The organism is Kitasatospora sp. NPDC096128 (assembly GCF_040303105.1).
Classification (GTDB): domain Bacteria; phylum Actinomycetota; class Actinomycetes; order Streptomycetales; family Streptomycetaceae; genus Kitasatospora.
Window position 1 is genome coordinate 1 of record NZ_JBEOSP010000041.1, and the last position, 16,262, is coordinate 16,262.

Annotated in this window: 14 protein-coding genes; 8 read left to right on the forward strand and 6 right to left on the reverse strand. The window is 74.9% G+C overall.

From position 1 onward, the window contains the following. The 4 genes from ABTY61_RS33255 to ABTY61_RS33270 all read left to right on the forward strand — a co-directional run. On the forward strand, positions 1–330 hold a 330-nt coding region (locus ABTY61_RS33255), incomplete at its 5' end, for an electron transfer flavoprotein subunit beta/FixA family protein (RefSeq protein ID WP_502895467.1). A gap of 39 nt (positions 331–369) precedes the next feature. Next, positions 370–1,332 (forward strand): electron transfer flavoprotein subunit alpha/FixB family protein, encoded by a 963-nt coding sequence (locus ABTY61_RS33260; protein ID WP_350508870.1) that lies wholly within the window; start codon positions 370–372, stop codon positions 1,330–1,332. Between the two features lie 178 nt (positions 1,333–1,510). After that, positions 1,511–2,932, forward strand: a complete 1,422-nt coding sequence (locus ABTY61_RS33265) for an acyl-CoA synthetase (RefSeq protein WP_350508871.1) — start codon at positions 1,511–1,513, stop codon at positions 2,930–2,932. A 334-nt stretch (positions 2,933–3,266) separates the two neighbouring features. Further along, positions 3,267–4,172, forward strand: coding sequence for a C40 family peptidase (locus ABTY61_RS33270; RefSeq protein ID WP_350508872.1), 906 nt, complete (start codon positions 3,267–3,269; stop codon positions 4,170–4,172). A 79-nt stretch (positions 4,173–4,251) separates the two neighbouring features. Here ABTY61_RS33270 and ABTY61_RS33275 read toward each other — a convergent pair whose 3' ends face one another. Beyond that, positions 4,252–5,166, reverse strand: coding sequence for a PfkB family carbohydrate kinase (locus ABTY61_RS33275; RefSeq protein ID WP_350508873.1), 915 nt, complete (start codon positions 5,164–5,166; stop codon positions 4,252–4,254). 434 nt (positions 5,167–5,600) lie between these two features. Between ABTY61_RS33275 and ABTY61_RS33280 the strand changes: the two genes are divergently transcribed. Both ABTY61_RS33280 and ABTY61_RS33285 read left to right on the forward strand, forming a co-directional pair. After that, on the forward strand, positions 5,601–6,671 hold the full coding sequence (locus ABTY61_RS33280) for an NUDIX domain-containing protein (RefSeq protein WP_350508874.1): 1,071 nt from the start codon (positions 5,601–5,603) through the stop codon (positions 6,669–6,671). A gap of 61 nt (positions 6,672–6,732) precedes the next feature. Continuing rightward, on the forward strand, positions 6,733–7,569 hold the full coding sequence (locus tag ABTY61_RS33285) for a DUF4184 family protein (RefSeq protein ID WP_350508875.1): 837 nt from the start codon (positions 6,733–6,735) through the stop codon (positions 7,567–7,569). Here ABTY61_RS33285 and ABTY61_RS33290 read toward each other — a convergent pair. Beyond that, positions 7,545–8,909 carry a dipeptidase gene (locus ABTY61_RS33290; protein WP_350508876.1) on the reverse strand — a complete coding sequence of 455 codons (1,365 nt, stop codon included), beginning with the start codon at positions 8,907–8,909 and terminating at the stop codon, positions 7,545–7,547. The genes ABTY61_RS33285 and ABTY61_RS33290 overlap by 25 nt on opposite strands. 157 nt (positions 8,910–9,066) lie before the next feature. On the opposite strand from ABTY61_RS33290, the gene ABTY61_RS33295 reads away from it, so the two are divergent. Then, positions 9,067–10,389 (forward strand): geranylgeranyl reductase family protein, encoded by a 1,323-nt coding sequence (locus ABTY61_RS33295; RefSeq protein WP_502895468.1) that lies wholly within the window; start codon positions 9,067–9,069, stop codon positions 10,387–10,389. A gap of 32 nt (positions 10,390–10,421) precedes the next feature. Here ABTY61_RS33295 and ABTY61_RS33300 read toward each other — a convergent pair whose 3' ends face one another. The 3 genes from ABTY61_RS33300 to ABTY61_RS33310 form a co-directional block, all read right to left on the reverse strand. Beyond that, positions 10,422–12,725 (reverse strand): glycosyl hydrolase family 18 protein, encoded by a 2,304-nt coding sequence (locus ABTY61_RS33300; RefSeq protein WP_350508877.1) that lies wholly within the window; start codon positions 12,723–12,725, stop codon positions 10,422–10,424. Positions 12,726–13,005: 280 nt separating this feature from the next. Further along, the gene (locus ABTY61_RS33305) at positions 13,006–13,410 is read right to left on the reverse strand and encodes a RidA family protein (protein WP_350508878.1); all 405 of its coding nucleotides are present in this window, start codon (positions 13,408–13,410) and stop codon (positions 13,006–13,008) included. A 73-nt stretch (positions 13,411–13,483) separates the two neighbouring features. After that, complete coding sequence (locus ABTY61_RS33310; RefSeq protein ID WP_350508879.1) at positions 13,484–14,281, reverse strand: ATP-grasp domain-containing protein; 798 nt, start codon at positions 14,279–14,281, stop codon at positions 13,484–13,486. Between the two features lie 222 nt (positions 14,282–14,503). Here ABTY61_RS33310 and ABTY61_RS33315 point away from each other — a divergent pair, with 222 nt between their 5' ends. Next, positions 14,504–15,277 carry an enoyl-CoA hydratase family protein gene (locus tag ABTY61_RS33315; RefSeq protein WP_350508880.1) on the forward strand — a complete coding sequence of 258 codons (774 nt, stop codon included), beginning with the start codon at positions 14,504–14,506 and terminating at the stop codon, positions 15,275–15,277. A gap of 91 nt (positions 15,278–15,368) precedes the next feature. Here ABTY61_RS33315 and ABTY61_RS33320 read toward each other — a convergent pair whose 3' ends face one another. Next, positions 15,369–16,130 (reverse strand): maleylpyruvate isomerase family mycothiol-dependent enzyme, encoded by a 762-nt coding sequence (locus ABTY61_RS33320; RefSeq protein WP_350508881.1) that lies wholly within the window; start codon positions 16,128–16,130, stop codon positions 15,369–15,371. Positions 16,131–16,262 lie beyond the last annotated feature (132 nt).

A 16,262-nucleotide genomic window follows, 5' to 3' on the forward strand; every position in this document is an offset into this window, starting at 1 on the left:
GGCGGCGTGGTGAAGGGCCGTCGGGACGGTGACGCGGCGACCGAGCTGGTCGAGGCGGCGCTGCCGGCGGTGGTGTCGGTGACCGACCAGTCCGGCGAGGCGCGCTACCCCTCGTTCAAGGGGATCATGGCGGCGAAGAAGAAGCCGGTCCAGTCGCTGGACCTGGACGACCTGGGCATCGAGGCGGACGAGGTCGGCCTGGCGGGATCGTGGACGGCGGTCGACTCGGTGGCGGCGCGCCCGGCGCGCACCGCGGGCACGGTCGTCAAGGACGAGGGCGAGGGCGGCAAGCAGCTCGCCGCCTTCCTCGCCGACCAGAAGTTCATCTAGCCCCGCCCCCGACCCAGCGAAACACGGAGACATAGAGCAATGGCTGAGATTCTCGTCCTGGTGGACCACGCCGACGGCGCGCTCCGCAAGCCGGCCCTGGAACTGCTGACCCTGGCCCGCCGCATCGGCGAGCCGTCCGCGGTCGTGCTGGGCGCGGGCACCGCCGCCGCCGACATCGCCGCCAAGACCGCCGAGTTCGGCGCCGCCAAGGTGTACATCGCGGACGGCACCGAGTTCACCGACCAGCTGGTCGTCCCGAAGGTGGACGCCCTGACCCAGATCGCCAAGGCCAACAACGTGGCCGCCGTCCTGGTGACGTCCTCCGGCGAAGGCAAGGAGATCGCCGCCCGCGTCGCGCTGCGCCTCGGCTCCGGCATCATCACCGACGCGATCGACCTGGAGGCCGGCGACGGCGCTCCGGTCGCCACCCAGTCGGTGTTCGCCGCGTCCTTCCAGGTGAAGTCCACGGTCACCAAGGGCGCGCCGGTCATCACCGTCAAGCCGAACGCCGTCGCCCCGGAGGCCGCTCCGGCGGCCGGCGCGGTCGAGAACGTGTCGGTGGAGTTCACCGGCAACGCGGCCAAGGTCACCTCGCGCACCCCGCGCGTCTCCACCGGCCGCCCCGAGCTGACCGAGGCCGCCATCGTGGTCTCCGGCGGCCGCGGCGTCGGTGCCGCCGAGGGCTTCGGCGTGGTCGAGGACCTCGCGGACGCGCTGGGCGCGGCCGTCGGTGCCTCGCGCGCCGCCGTCGACGCCGGCTGGTACCCGCACAGCAACCAGGTCGGCCAGACCGGCAAGCAGGTCTCGCCGCAGCTCTACATCGCGGCGGGCATCTCCGGGGCCATCCAGCACCGGGCCGGCATGCAGACCTCGAAGACCATCGTGGCCGTCAACAAGGACCCCGAGGCCCCGATCTTCGAGCTGGTCGACTACGGCGTGGTCGGCGACCTCTTCCAGGTGCTGCCGCAGCTCACCGCCGAGGTGAAGACCCGCAAGGGCTGATCCGCGGAACGGGTCCCATGGACCGGAGGGCGTGGTACCGGGTGCTCGGTGCCGCGCCCTCCGCCGTTGTGCCCCGGGCGGCGGGGAGCGCCGCACCGGCCCGTAGAGTCGGCCCGACGGTGCCAGGGGGCGGGAGCCCCGGGGCGATCAGGGCGAGGACGAGGGCGAGGACCGAAGCATGGCACTGCTGACGGCACTTCAGGGCGACCACGGCGACGCTGCGGACGCGCTGCGGATCGACGGCCGGGCGCTGTCCCGGGAGGGGCTGCTGGGCGCGGCGACCGCGGTGGCCGACCGGGTGGCCGGGGCTCCCGCGCTCGCGGTGCTCGCCCGGCCCACGGTGGAGACGGTCGCCGCCGTGGTCGGCGGACTGCTGGCGGGCGTCCCGGTGGTGCCGCTGCCGCCCGACTCGGGCCCCAAGGAGCGGGAGCACATCCTGCGCGACTCGGGCGCGGTCCTGCTGGCGCACGCCGTGGGGGAGCCGGTGCCCGACGCGGGGCCGGTGGAGGCCCTGCCGGTCGACCTCGCCGAGCGCTCGGCGACCGGCTACCCGGAGCCGGCCCCCGACGCGACCGGTTTCGTGCTCTACACCTCGGGCACCACCGGCGCCCCCAAGGGCGCGGTGATCCGGCGGGCCGCGATCGCCGCCGACCTGGACGCCCTCGCCGCCGCCTGGCAATGGACCGCCGAGGACACCCTCGTCCACGGGCTGCCGCTGTTCCACGTGCACGGGCTGCTGCTCGGCGTGCTCGGCGCCCTGCGCACCGGCAGCCGGCTGGTGCACACCGGACGGCCGACCCCGGCGGGGTACGCGGAGGCGGGCGGCAGCCTGTACTTCGGCGTGCCCACCGTCTGGTCCCGGCTGGCGGCGGACCCGGAGGCGGCCGGGCGGCTCGCCACGGCCCGGCTGCTGGTCTCCGGCAGCGCGCCGCTGCCCGTACCGGTCTTCGAGAAGCTGGCGGCGCTCACCGGGCACGCCCCGATCGAGCGCTACGGGATGACCGAGTCGCTGATCACCGTCAGCACCCGGGCGGACGGCGAGCGGCGCCCCGGCAGCGTCGGGCTGCCGGTGGACGGGGTGCGCACCCGGCTGGTCGGCGAGGACGGCGAGCCGGTGCCGTACGACGGCGAGAGCGTCGGCGAACTGCAGGTCAGCGGCCCCACGCTGTTCAGCGGTTACCTCAACCGGCCGGACGCGGACGCCGAGGCCTGGACGGCGGACGGCTGGTTCCGCACCGGGGACGTGGCGGTGATCGGGGCGGACGGCTTCCACCGGATCGTCGGCCGCGCCTCGGTGGACCTGATCAAGAGCGGCGGCTACCGGATCGGCGCCGGCGAGGTGGAGGCCGCGCTGCGCGACCACCCGGCGGTCGCCGACGCGGCCGTGGTCGGCGCGCCGGACGAGGACCTCGGACAGGCGATCGTCGCGTACGTCATCCCGGACGGCGCCGTGACGGGGGAACAGCTGACGGCCTTCGTGGCGGAGCGGCTCTCGGCGCACAAGCGCCCGCGCCGGGTCGTGCTGGTGCCCGAACTACCCAGGAACGCCCTGGGAAAGGTGCTGAAGAAGCAGCTGCTGGCGGAGGCCGACGGGCGTTGATGAGGGGGCGTCGGACACGCCCGGCCGGTGACGGGTCCTCACCCTGATGCGCCGTCGGGGGCCGCCGCCCGGGAAACCTCCCTTTGGCGCACTCCACTGCGCGCCGTGAGCGGACGCGTGCCTAACGTGACACGCAGGCAGAACTGAACCCCCGTCCGGCACGCCGCGGCCCCCGGTCGCACAGCCGGAGGCCGTGGCAGGTCGGACGGGGGTCTGCCGAGGGTACGGACCGGCCCTGCCGGGGCGTACCGCGTGTCCGCAGCAGTTTCCGCAGCCGCCCTTCCGGCGGCCGTACGCCGCAGTGCGTTCGCAGCAGTGAAGGAAGTCAGCAGGGATGACCACCGTCAACACCGGCGCACCGGATGCCGCCGACGAACCGACCGGGCAGCACGCCCCCGCCACCGCCGCCCGCCCCGCCGACACCGCCCGTCCCTCGCGGGCCGCGCGGATCCGCCGGGGGATAGGCATGGCGGCCGTGATCGCGGTCGGCGCGGGGGCCATCGGCCTCGGCACCGGCGTGACCCCCGCCGCGGCCGAGAAGGCCCCGGCGCACGCCGGCTGGGACGGCTCGCGGTACTGGTTCAAGAACAGCCAGGGGCAGTGGCGCTGGACCACCCACTACAGCGTGTACGAGGCGCGGACCGGCGGCGCGAAGTCCTCGTCGAAGTCCTCGTCGAAGTCCTCGTCGAAGTCGGGCTCCTCCTCGAAGGGTTCGAACGGCGGGATCAAGCAGGGCTGGGACGGCTCGCGGTACTGGTTCAAGAACAGCAAGGGGGAGTGGCGCTGGACCTCCCACTACGACATCTACCTGCAGCGGACCGGCGGTTCCGGGTCCTCCGCCGGCTCCTCGGGCTCCTCCCACGAGGTGGCGGAGGACCAGGACGTCGAGACCGCGGTGGAGTACGCGCTCGCCCAGCTGGGCAAGCCGTTCCGGACCGCCGGCAACGGGCCGGACGGGTACGACTGCTCGGGCCTGGTGCAGCAGGCCTTCCGGCGCGGCGGCATCGACCTGCCGCGGGTCGCCAACGACCAGTACGCGGCGACCACGCCGATCAGGGCGAGCCAGCTGCGCCGCGGTGACCTGCTGTTCTGGTCGCCCGACGGCACCGCCCGGGGCATCCAGCACGTGGCGATCTACCTGGGGAACAACCAGTACGTGGAGGCCGCGCGGCCCGGCACGCTGATCCGGATCTCGGGGATCAGCCGCGGGTACTACCCGGCGTTCATGGGACGGCCGTAGCGCACGGGTGCGGGGCGTCCGGCCGGTCGGCCGGACGCCCCGCACACCCGCACCCGCGTGCCGGTGTCCGGACGGGCGGTCAGAGGTCGGTCGGGCGGGGGAGCGCGCCGCGGGCGCCGAGCGCGGTGACGGCGAAGGCCCCGGCGGCGACGGCGGTGGCGGCCGCGTCGGGCAGCTCGGCGAGGCGGGCCAGGCCGGCGGCGAGCGCGCCGCAGAAGACGTCGCCGGCGCCGGTGGTGTCGACCACCCGGACGGCGGGCGCGGGCAGCCGGGTGAGTACTCCGCCGGTGACGACCAGGGCGCCCTCGCCGCCGAGGGTCACCACCGCCCCCTCGCCCTGCCGGGCGAGGGCGTGGGCCGCCCCGACGGCGTCCGCGGCGCCGGTGAGCTGGCGCGCCTCGACGGCGTTGGCGACCACCAGGGGGCGGCGGCCGGTGGGGCCGGGCTCGGGCAGGGCCCCGGCCGGGGCGGTGTTGTGCAGCCAGCGGGTGCCGCCGCGTGCTCCCGCGGCGGGCAGGGCCGCGGCGGCGGCGCGGACGCACTCGGCCGGGACCTCGTTGCTGGTGAGGAGGACGTCGACCGGGAGCAGGTGGAGCCGGGCCAGGGCGGCGGTGACCTCGTCGGGGGTCAGCCGGGCGTTGGCGCCGGGGACCACCACGATGCTGTTCTCGCCGGCCGGGTCGACCATGACGATCGCCTGGCCGGTGGGCGCGTCGGGGTGGATGCGGACGGCGCCCGTCTCGACCTGCGCGCCGCGCAGGTCGTCGAGCGCCGCCTCGCCCTCGGCGTCGCGCCCCACCTTGGCGACCAGGTGGGTGGCGGCCCCCATCCGGGCCGCCGCCACCGCCTGGTTGGCGCCCTTGCCGCCGAACCCCCGGGTGGCGTCGGTGGCCAGGACGGTCTCGCCGGGCGCGGGGAGCACGGGGCAGCGGAGGATCCGGTCGGTGTTGACCGAGCCGATGACGATGACCCGGCCGGCGGGGTGCAGCTTCATCGTTCCTCTGTACGCGGCGGGGTGCGGGCCGCGCAAGTGGTGCGCGGGGCTCGTTGTCCGCGCGGGGCCGGTTGTCCCGGTGGGCGCGGCGGCGGTGCGGGAACCTCGGCCGGAGGGGAGCGGGAGGGCGCAGGGGCGGCGCGAGCGGCGTACGGTCGGGGCGCGCGCCGGAAGTCGGCCGGTCCGACTTCCTGTGCGAACGGTGTGGTGGCAGGGTGCGGCTTTGATGGCGGCCGGTCCGCATATATCCGTACCGGGCCCGTGGCCTGGGCACATGCCGCTGTCAAGGGGCGGGCCGGGGCGCGCGGGCGGGCGCGACGAGCAGTTTTGGGGAGCGGCGTGGCGCGGGTACCACCACGGGTGGCGCTGGTTCGGCCGACGGGGGCGCTGCCCGGTGCGAACGGCATCGGGGCAAGTCGAGGGCAGGGGACGTTGTGATCGTCTGGGTCAATGGCACATTCGGGGCGGGCAAGACGAGCGCCTGCCGCGAGCTGGTGGAACTGCTGCCCGGGAGCGTGCTCTTCGATCCCGAGCTGGTCGGCTTCGGGTTGCGCCGGATGCTTCCGGCCGACCGGCTGGCCACGGTGTCCGACTTCCAGGACCTCGCGGCCTGGCGTCGGCTGGTGCCCGAGACGGCCGCCGCGCTGCTCGGGGAGGTCAGCGGACCATTGGTGGTGCCGATGACCCTGCTCAGAGAGGACTACCGGGACGAGATCTTCGGTGATCTCGCCACCCACGGGATCGCGGTGCACCACTTCGTGCTGGACCCAGAAGAAACGATCCTGCGGGAGCGCATCGCGCACCGCGACGAATGCCCGGGCGATCCGGAGCGCAGCGAGCGGGTCCGCACCTGGTGCTACGAGCACCTGCCCCGCTACCGGGCCGCCCGCCGCTGGCTGGTCGGCGACGCCCGGATGCTCGACACCAGCGGGCTCACCCCGCGCGAGACCGCGCACCGGATCGCCGAACTCGTCCGGGTCGGCGACGCGCGCTGCCCGATCGTCCAGACCCCCGACCCGACCGGCGACACCGTGGCCTCGGCCGTGCTGTTCTTCGACGAGCAGGACCGGGTGCTGCTGGTCGACCCGGTCTACAAGCCCGACTGGGACTTCCCCGGCGGCGTGGTCGAACGCGGCGAGGCCCCCACCGACGCCGCCCTGCGGGAGACCGCCGAGGAGCTCGGGCTGCGCCTCGACCCCTCGGTGCTGCGGCTGCTCGCCGTCGACTGGGAGCCGCGCACCGGCCCGCGCCGCGGCGGCCTGCGGCTGATGTACGACGGCGGGCTGCTGGACGACACGGGCCGGCGGAACCTGCTGCTGCAGCAGGAGGAACTGCGCGGCTGCCGGTTCGTCACCCTCGACGAGTCGGCCGACCTGCTGCCGCCGAGCCGTTACCGGCGGCTGGCCGCCGCGCTGGAGGCCCGGCGCAGCGGGGAGCTGCGGTACCTGGAGGCGGGCTGCCGGGTGGCGCTCGGCCGCCTGGCCAGTACGGCGGACGCCGCGTAGGGGCGCTGCGGGCCCGGCCCCCGGTTGGTGGGGTGGGCGGTGCGGGCGTCAGGATGAGGGCATGCCGTTCACGCTGAGCCATCCCGCCGCCGTCCTGCCCCTGTTGCGTGCCGCCGGTCGGCGCGGGCCGTTGGTGGCCTCGGCGCTGGTGGCCGGGTCGATGGCGCCCGACGTGCCGTTCTTCGCCGAGTCGCTGCTGCCCGGGGCGTACCGGCACGGCGGGCTGACCCACGCCTGGTGGGCGGTGCCGACGCTGGACGTGGCGATCGCCGGCGCGCTGGTGGCGGGGTGGCACGGGCTGCTGCGGGCGCCGCTGGTGGGGTTGCTGCCCGAGCGGTGGGCGGGCGGCGCCGAGGCGCTGACGGCCCGCCGGACCGGGGGCGCGGGGGCCGGCTGCGCCGGCGTCCGGGGTGCGGACGCGGCCTGGTTCCTGGCCTCGGCGGCGGTCGGCGCGTTCACTCACGTCGGCTGGGACGCGTTCACCCACGGCGGCCGACTGGGGGTGCGGCTGCTGCCCGTACTGGACCGGACGGTGGCCGGCGTCCCGGTCTACGAGGCGTTGCAGTACGGGAGTTCGGCGCTCGCGCTGGCCGCGATGGGCGGCTGGGCGGCGCGCGCGGTGCGGGCCGTCGAACCGGTGCGGCCGGCCGTGCGGCTCGCGCCGCGGACCAGGCGGACGGCCACCGCGGTGCTGGCCGCGGCCACCGCGGCCGGGGTGCTGCACCGGCTCAGCCCGCTGCGGCGCAACCTCGTCCCGGAGGTGTGCTTCGGGGCCGGTGCCGGGCTCGCGGTGGGCGCGGTCGGCTACGCGGCGGTGGTCGCGGCCGCCCGCCGTCGGCGCGGCGGGCGGCCCGGGACCGGTGCGAACTCCCGTCAGACGGTGCGCAGTTCCGCGTAGCGGCGAAGGAACAGGGCCTCGGTGAGGGCCATCCGCTCCAGCTCCTGCGGGTCCACGCTCTCGTTGACGGCATGGATCTGGGTGGTCGGGTCCTCGACGCCGATCAGCACGATCTCGGCCTGCGGGTAGAGCGAGCGCAGGGTGTTGCAGAGCGGGATCGAGCCGCCCTCGCCGGCCGCGACCATCGCGGTGCCGAAGGCCTCGGCCATCGCCTCGGCCATCGCCTCGTAGGCCGGGCCGTCGGTGTCGGCGCGGAACGGCGCGCCGTTGCCCTGGCGCTGGACGGTCAGCCGGGCGCCGAGCGGAACCTGCGCCTCCAGGTGCGCCACCAGGGCGTCCTGGGCGGCCTCGGTCTCCATGCCCGGCGGGACGCGCAGGCTGATCAGCGCCTTGGCGGCGGACTGCACGGAGGACGTGGCGCCGATCACCGGCGGGGCGTCGATGCCCAGGACGGTGACGGACGGGCGGGCCCACAGGCGGTCGGAGACGCTGCCGGTGCCGGTCAGGGCGACGCCGTCGAGCACCTTGGCGTCGGCGCGGAACTGCTCCTCCGCGTACTGCACGCCCTCCCAGGTCTGGTCGGCCGCCAGCCCGGCGACCGCGACGTCGCCGTTCTCGTCGTGCAGCGAGGCGAGCACCTTGATCAGCGACTGCAGCGCGTCGGGGGCGGCGCCGCCGAAGGCGCCGGAGTGCAGGTTGCCGGCCAGGGTGGAGATCGAGGCCTCGACCACCGTCATGCCGCGCAGCGAGGCGGTCACGGTCGGCAGGCCGGGGGCGAAGTTGCCGGTGTCGCCGATCACGATGGCGTCGGCGGCCAGCAGCTCGGGGTGGGCCTCGGCGTAGCGCTCCAGGCCGCCGGTGCCCTGCTCCTCCGAGCCCTCCACGATGATCTTCAGGCCGACCGGGTAGCCGTCCCCGTACACCTGGCGCAGTGCCCGCAGGGCGGTCAGGTGCATCAGGATGTTGCCCTTGCAGTCGGCGGCGCCGCGCCCGTACCAGCGGCCGTCGCGCTCGGTCAGCTCGAAGGCGGGGCTGTGCCAGCCGCTCTCGTCGAGCGGGGGCTGGACGTCGTAGTGCGAGTAGAGCAGGACGGTCGGGGCGCCCTCGGGGCCGGGCAGCTCGCCGTAGACGGACTGGGTGCCGTCCGGGGTGTCCAGCAGCCGGATGCCGGTCAGGCCCTCGGCGGCGAAGGCCTCGGCGACCCAGTGCGCGGCCTTCTGGCACTCCTCGACCGGGAACTGCCGCGGGTCGGCGACCGACGGGAAGGCGACCAGCTCGGCGAGGTCGGTGCGGGCACGGTCCATCAGGGACCGGACGGCGTCGGCCAGGGGCTGTGACATCGGGGCTCCGAAGGGGACTGGTCCGCCCGGGGGGTGGTGCGGGCGGAGGTGGCGGTTGGGGTACCGCCGATCATAGGCGGAGCCGTTCGGAGGGCATCGGGGAGCTTCCCGGTCGGCGGGTGGTGCGGCGTCCGGGAGGCCGGGCGGACGCATAGGATTGGTCGACGTGACTGACTCCGGAAGCCCTGATTCCCGTAGCCCGCTGGACAGCCCGCTGGACGGCTCGCTGGACGGCTCGCTGGACGGCCCGTCGGACGGCCCGTCGGACGGCCCGCTCGACAAGGCGCTCGACGAGGCGCCGCAGCCGCCCGACGGCGTCTGGGACGTCGTGGTGGTCGGCGCCGGACCGGCCGGGGCCTCGGCCGCCTACGCCGCCGCCGTGCAGGGCCGCCGGGTGCTGCTGCTCGACAAGGCCGAGCACCCCCGCTACAAGACCTGCGGCGGCGGCATCATCGGCCCCTCCCGGGACAGCCTGCCGCCGAACTTCGAACTGCCGCTGCAGGACCGGGTGTCGGCCGTCACCTTCGCCTACGACGGGCAGTACACCAGGACCCGCCGCTCCAAGCGGATGCTGTTCGGGCTGGTCAACCGGGACGAGTTCGACCTGCGGCTGGTCCAGGCGGCCAAGCAGGCCGGGGCGGTGCTGGTCACCGGAGTGACCGTCACCGGGGTCGAGCAGCGCGGCGGCGAGCACCGGACGGCCCTTGTGACGGCCGCCGAGGGGCGCACCTTCGAGGCCCGCGCGGTGGTCGGCGCGGACGGCAGCGCCAGCCGGATCGCCCGGCACGTGGGCGTCACCTTCGACCAGATCGACCTCGGCCTGGAGGCCGAGATCCCGGTGCCGCCGCAGGTCGCCGCCGACTGGTCGGGCCGGATCCACCTCGACTGGGGCCCGCTGCCCGGCAGTTACGGCTGGGTGTTCCCGAAGACCGAGACCAGCAGCCTGACCGTGGGCGTCATCTCGGCGCGCGGCGACGGCGAGCGGACCAAGCAGTACCTGGCCGACTACATCCGGCGCCTGGGCCTGTCCGGCTTCACCCCGCGGATCGAGTCCGGGCACCTGACCCGCTGCCGGGCCGAGGACTCGCCGCTCTCCCGCGGCCGGGTCCTGGTGGCCGGCGACGCGGCCGGACTGCTGGAGCCGTGGACCCGCGAGGGCATCTCGTACGCGCTGCGCTCCGGCCGGCTGGCCGGCGAGTGGGCGGTGCGGGTCGCGGAGGCGGGCGACGCGGCCTCGGTGCGGCGCGAGGCGCTGAACTACGCGTTCGCGATCAAGGCCGGGCTGGGCGTGGAGATGCGCGCGGGCAAGCAGCTGCTCGGCGCCTTCGAACGGCGGCCGTACCTGTTCCACGTGGCGGTCACCTCGGTGCCGGCGGCGTGGCGGGCGTTCGCCCGGACCACCCAGGGGCACACCACCTTCGCGCAGTTGCTGCGGCAGAACCCGGCGGCGCGCAAGCTGATGGCGATGGCCTCGCGGTAGGTCCTCCGGCCCGGTTCGCTGTCCGGCGGAGGCTACTTGAGCCCGGTGTCGAGGGCCGACATGAGGGTGCCGGACGGGGTGTCGCCGGACATCTCCCAGATCATGCCGCCGAGCAGGTTCTTGGACTTGAGGTAGGCCGCTTTCCGGGCGATCGACCAGCTGTCGTCGAAGGTCCACCACTGGCCGTTCGCGCCGGTGTAGCCGTACGTGGCAACGGACTTGGGGTCGTGGTAGACGGTCAGGCCGGGCACGCCGGTGATCAGGTTCTGGTACCCGCGGGTGCCGGCCTCCTCGGCGAACTGGCCGGGTGCCGCGCCGTTCGCGGACTGCCAGGCGCCGTTGGCGCCGCCGTCCGCCACGCCCTGCCAGCCGCGCCCGTAGAACGGGAAGCCGATGGTCAGCTTGCGCGGGTTGACCCCGGCTCCGAGGTAGGTCTGGACGGCGGTGTCCACGCTGAAGTGGAAGGTGTAGGGGTCGTTCGGGTCCGGGTAGAGGTTGGACGCCTGGCCGGTGCGGTTGGGCTCCCAGGAGTTGTCGCTGCCCGAGCCGTGGAAGTCGTAGCCCTGGACGTTGGCGATGTCGAGCGAGTCGAAGACCTTGGTGAGGTCCCAGCCGGCCGCGACCTTCGCCGGATCGGCCGGGGTGAAGGCGGTGAGCAGCTTGTGCGGGCCGCCCGACGCGTCGAGCTGCTTGCGGAATTCGGCCGCCAGCAGGGTCAGGTTCGCCTTGTCGTTCGCGCTCCAGTGGTTGCCCGGGTGGCCGTCGCCGGAGCCGGGCCACTCCCAGTCGAGGTCGATGCCGTCGAAGATCCCGGCCGCCGTGCCGTCACCGCCGGCGCCGTTGTAGGCGGGCAGGTTGCCCCTGATCCAGGTGTCGACGCAGGACTTGACGAACTTCTGCCGGGACGCGTCGGTGGCGGCGACGTCGGAGAAGTACTTGGAGTAGGTCCAGCCGCCGAGCGAGACGACCACCTTCAGGTTCGGGTACTTGGCCTTGAGCTTCTTCAACTGGTTGAAGTTGCCGCGGAGTTTGCCCCAGCCGTCGTCGGCCACGCCGTCCACCGACTGGTCGGCGCTCATCGGGCGGGCGTAGTCGGCGTCGGCGTCCCCGGCGCCGGTGCCCTGGTCCGGGTCCTCCGGGTTGGCGGTGGTGCCCTTGGTGACGCCCGCGAGGCAGGTCAGGTTGACCGGATCGATGTTCTCGAAGGCGTAGTTGACGATGTCGAGCTTGGCGGCGCTGCCCGAGGTGTCGAGGTTCTTGACGAAGTACTGGCGGCCGTAGATGCCCCACTGGACGAAGTAGCCGACCCGGGCGTACTTGCCGGCGCCGACGATGTCCGCGGTGGTCACCTTGAGCGGGGCGGAGGCGGGCGAGGTGTTGTCGGCGGGGTCGCGGGCGACCACCGTGAAGGTGTAGGCGGTGGACGGCGACAGGCCGCCGACGGCCGCGGTCAGCGTGCCGCCGTCGACCGTCGTCACCAGCGTGGCCCCCCGGTAGACGTCGTACCCGGCGACCCGGACGTTGTCGGTGGCGGCGTCCCAGGCGAGCGTCAGGTCCGAGGAACCGACCGCCGTGGCACGGAGGCCGGTCGGCGCGGTCGGCGGGACGGTGTCCGTCGACGGGTCGAAGGTGGCGGCCGTGACGGGCGCGCTGGGCGGGCCGGTGTTGCCGCGGCTGTCCTTGGCGCGGACGGTCAGGGTGTACGTGGTGGCCGGGGTGAGTCCGGTGACCAGGACGCCGGCGGTGGGGCTGGAGGCGAGCACGGCGGTGCCGCTGAGCACGTCGTAGGAGGCGACCGGGAAGTCCCCTGCGGTGGCGGCCGGCCAGCTCAGGGCGAGCGTGTGCGCGGTCGACCCGGTGACGGTGGGGATACCCGGCGCGGACGGCGGGACGTCCGCGGAGCCGTCGCACTTGTCGCCGTTGATGCGGCAGTTGAGCGGGGTGGAGACCGGGCCGGTGCCGACGAACCAGAAGCTGTACGGCTCGGTGGTGCTGTGGGCGTTGACGGTCGCGTTGTAGTACGCGGCGGTGGCGGTGACATGCCGGCCGTTGACGGTCGCGGTGCCGTTGCTGCTGTTGCCGATGGTGACGCCGGGCGGGAGGTCGAAGTCCAGGGTCCAGCCGGTGACGGCGGTGGCGTTGTCGTTGTGGACGATGTACGTGCCCTGCCACCAGGAGCCGTTGTCGGCGGTGGTGAAGGTGGCGGTGAGCCTGCCGGCGGCGCTCGCGGGGGCGGCGAGCGCGGTCAGGGCGGCGAGCGGGAGGAGCAGGACGGACAGCAGCGCGAGCAGTCTGCCGCGCAGGCGTGGGCGTCCCGCCCGGGATCGAGCGGGCATGGTTCTCCCTGTGGCTGTGGGGGTTGGACAGGGTGACGTAGAACCGGGGGTGCTCCGTGGGCGATCGGTGCCCGCGTCGTGGGGAGGCGGGGCATGGGCACTGTAGGAGGACTGGACCAATGCGTCAACAGGTCTGTACCAGTGGGGAGTTGGTGGAGCCCTGGGGGTACTCGGCGACCAGCGGTGCTCGGCGCCCAGCGGTGCTCGGCGAGGGCCCGCCGCCCGGTGGGCCGGACGGCGGGAGGGGTGGCTCCGGGTGGCGCCCGGCGTCGCTGCTCCGCTACTCCTCGACGATCGCCATCGCCTCGATCTCGATCAGCACGTCGGGCCGGAACAGGGCCGCGACCTGCATCGCGGAGGCGGCCGGGAGCGGCAGGTCGCCCAGGTACTCGTCGCGGGCCTCCCGGATCGCCGCGAGGTGGGCGATGTCGGTCATGAAGAAGGTGAACTTGACGACGTCCGAGAAGTCGGCGCCGGCGGCGGCCAGGCAGCGGCGCAGGTTCTCGAAGACCTGGCGCGCCTGGGCCTTCGGGTCACCCGCGCCGACCAGGTTCCGCTGCTCGTCGAAGGCGACCTGCCCGGAGACCTGGACCAGCCGGCCGGTACCGGTGACGACGTGGGTGTATCCCGTCCCGGGGGCGACGCCGGGCGGCTCGGTGATGTGGGTGAGGTGCGTGGTGGTCATGGTGCCCGATCGTGCGCCACCGTGCGCCCTGACCGCAAGCGGTGGCCCCCGTCACCCCCTGCCAACCCGCCCCTCAGCGCACGACTTCGGGCAGTTCGCGCAGGAACGGCCGGTCGGCCGCGGCCAGTTGGGCGGCGGGACCGGCGGAGCGCAGCACCACGTCCAGGACATCGTCCGGCTCGGCGGCGTAACCGCCGCTGGCCCAGGCCGCGTTGGCCTCGACCACCGCCCAGCCGCCGTCCGTCCGCCCGACGTCCACCACCACCGCGCTCGGCAGTGGGGCCTGCGCGGCCGAGGCGGCCAGCACGTCGCGGGCGAAGGCGAGCACCTCGGCGCCGTCCGGACCGAGCGGTGCGACGGAGAGGTCGCCGTCCACCGAGTAGCGTGAGCCCGTCCGCACCGCGCCGTCCAGGACGAACAGCCGGTACTCCGCGCGGAACCGCACCACCTCGCTCACCAGCACCGGGGTGTCACCGTCCAGCAGCTCGGGCCCGGGCAGTGCGCCGCCGTCGGGGTAGACCCGGGCGGCGAACAGCTTGTCCGCGGGCGGCTTCACGAAGGCCGGGCCGCGCAGTGTCCGGGCCCCGGCCAGCGTGGTCGCGGACACCCGCCGACCGGTCAGCGCGAGCGGCAGCCGGGCCAACCAGTCCTCGGCCGGCTCCAGCAGGGCGAGGCCGAGCTCGCGGCCGACCGCGTCGGCGAACAGCGGCCCGCCGTACACGTGCACCGCGGCGCCGAGCAGGTCGCCCGGGGCCTGCCAGGAGGCGGCGGTGTACGCGCGCAGGCCGCGCAGCCCGGCGGCGGTGCGCAGTTGGAGGCCGGTCTCGTTGATCCGCGGGGCGAGCAGCAGGACCGGGGGGTCGGTGGTCATGGCGCCCATGCTGCCGGGTGGGCGAGCACCGCCACCAGCGGTTTTCGGTCCGGCCGCCGGGCGGTGGGCGCCGGTGGACGGCGGGCGGCCGGGGCCGCTGGACGGCGGCCGGCTCTGGCCGAGGGGCGGGTGGGCGTGCCAGAGTCGTGCGGGCGCGGTCCGGGCACCCCGGGCCGCGCCCGCAGTCCGACCCACCCTCAGCCGGAAGGCAGGCCCACGCCGATGACCAGCGCAGAGCCCCTCGTCCGCGTCAGCACCGCGGACGCCGTCACCACGCTCACCCTCGACTCGCCGCACAACCGCAACGCGCTCTCCTCACGCCTGATGTCCGAGCTGCACGCCGGACTGGCGCTGGCCGCGGCGAACCGGGACGTCCGCGCGGTGGTGCTCACCCACACCGGCAAGGTGTTCTGCGCGGGCGCGGACCTCTCCGAGGCGACCGGTGCGGACCCGACGGTGGGCCCGCGCGGCCTGGTCGAGCTGCAGAAGGCGATCGTGGACTGCACCAAGCCGGTGATCGCCGTGGTCGACGGGCACGCCCGGGCCGGCGGCCTGGGCCTGATCGGCGCGGCGGACCTCGCCGTCGCCGGACCGGCCGCGACCTTCGCCTTCACCGAGGTCCGGCTCGGCCTGGCGCCCGCCGTCATCTCGCTGCCGCTGCGCCCCAAGCTGGAGCCGCGTGCCGCCGCCCGCTACTACCTCACCGGCGAGGTCTTCGACGCGGCCGAGGCGGCCCGGATCGGTCTGATCACCCAGGCGGCCGAGTCCAGCGAGGACACCGGTGTGGTGCTGAAGGGCCTGCTGGACGCGCTGCGCCAGGGCTCGCCGCAGGGGCTGGCGGAGTCGAAGCGGCTGGCCAACGCCGAGGTGGCGCGGTCCTTCCAGCGGGACGCGGACGAGCTGGTGCAGCTGTCGGCGCGGCTGTTCGGATCGGCGGAGGCGCAGGAGGGGATGCGGTCGTTCCTGGAGAAGCGGCCGGCTGCCTGGGTGCGCTGAGCCGCCCGGCCACCGGCCCGCCGTACGGTCGGTCGGCCCGGCTGACGGGCGGGCCGGCCTTGCGGGCGGACCGACCGGCACGGGGCCGCGGTCAGATCGCCGCGGTGGTCCGCCAGTGGTCGAACAGGTCCAGGTCGCCGCTGAGCTCGACCTGCCCGGCCCGTTCGACGGTCAGCCGGTTCCAGAGCAGCGGGTAGAGCTCGGCCGCCGGGCCGGTGACGGTCAGGTCGGCGGGCTCGGGGCGCTCCTCCGTGGTGACGGTGAGCGGCTCCTGGGAGAGCGCCAGGTACCAGGAGCCCGGGCCGTCGGTCGGCCGGATCCGGATGGTGCGCGGCTGGTCGCTGTGCACCTTCGGCCGGCCGCGGAGCATGAATCCGCGCAGCAGCTCGTCGATGCCGTCCAGGGCGAGCGCGCCGTCCACGGTCGGGCCCGGCGAACCGGCCGCCGCGTCGGCGTCGAAGCGGTGGACGGCGGTCTCGTGCGCCTGGCGCCGGGCCCAGAAGGCCAGCGGGCTCGGCGCGGGCAGGAAGCCCCAGCACTCGACGTCGGCCGGGGCCTCGGACAGGGCCGTCACCAGCGCGGCGTGGCCCTCGCGGTACCAGTCGATCAGGGCGGCGTCCGAGGGGTCCGGGCCGACGACGGCCTGTCGGCCCGGCTCGTCCAACGGCGCCCGCAGACCCTTCGACGGGTAGGCGGCAGCCCAGCGGTGGACCGTGCCGATGTGGCGCAGCAGGTCGCCCAACTGCCAGTCCGGGCAGGTCGGGACGGGGGCGGTGAGGTCGGCGCGGGCGGCGGCGTCGGCCAGCAGGACGCCCTCGCGGCGCACTGCGTCGATGTGCTCGGTGATCTCCATGGGACGGAGTCTTCCACTGTCGTCCGACATCGGTGGCGGAATTTCGGACGGCCGCGGGGGCCGGTCCGGCCGGGGTGCGGAAAGGTCTCGGTGGGGACGGCCCGGGGTGGTGCGCGAGGGGGCGGCGGGGCC

Excerpts from the sequence above, each read along its gene's own strand:
- ABTY61_RS33260 (WP_350508870.1), top strand. The coding sequence starts at position 370 with ATGGCTGAGATTCTCGTCCTGGTGGACCACGCCGACGGCGCGCTCCGC.
- ABTY61_RS33270 (WP_350508872.1), top strand. The coding sequence starts at position 3,267 with ATGACCACCGTCAACACCGGCGCACCGGATGCCGCCGACGAACCGACC.
- ABTY61_RS33305 (WP_350508878.1), bottom strand. The coding sequence starts at position 13,410 with ATGACCACCACGCACCTCACCCACATCACCGAGCCGCCCGGCGTCGCC.
- ABTY61_RS33265 (WP_350508871.1), top strand. The coding sequence starts at position 1,511 with ATGGCACTGCTGACGGCACTTCAGGGCGACCACGGCGACGCTGCGGAC.
- ABTY61_RS33285 (WP_350508875.1), top strand. The coding sequence starts at position 6,733 with ATGCCGTTCACGCTGAGCCATCCCGCCGCCGTCCTGCCCCTGTTGCGT.
- ABTY61_RS33310 (WP_350508879.1), bottom strand. The coding sequence starts at position 14,281 with ATGACCACCGACCCCCCGGTCCTGCTGCTCGCCCCGCGGATCAACGAG.
- ABTY61_RS33290 (WP_350508876.1), bottom strand. The coding sequence starts at position 8,909 with ATGTCACAGCCCCTGGCCGACGCCGTCCGGTCCCTGATGGACCGTGCC.
- ABTY61_RS33315 (WP_350508880.1), top strand. The coding sequence starts at position 14,504 with ATGACCAGCGCAGAGCCCCTCGTCCGCGTCAGCACCGCGGACGCCGTC.
- ABTY61_RS33275 (WP_350508873.1), bottom strand. The coding sequence starts at position 5,166 with ATGAAGCTGCACCCCGCCGGCCGGGTCATCGTCATCGGCTCGGTCAAC.
- ABTY61_RS33320 (WP_350508881.1), bottom strand. The coding sequence starts at position 16,130 with ATGGAGATCACCGAGCACATCGACGCAGTGCGCCGCGAGGGCGTCCTG.
- ABTY61_RS33300 (WP_350508877.1), bottom strand. The coding sequence starts at position 12,725 with ATGCCCGCTCGATCCCGGGCGGGACGCCCACGCCTGCGCGGCAGACTG.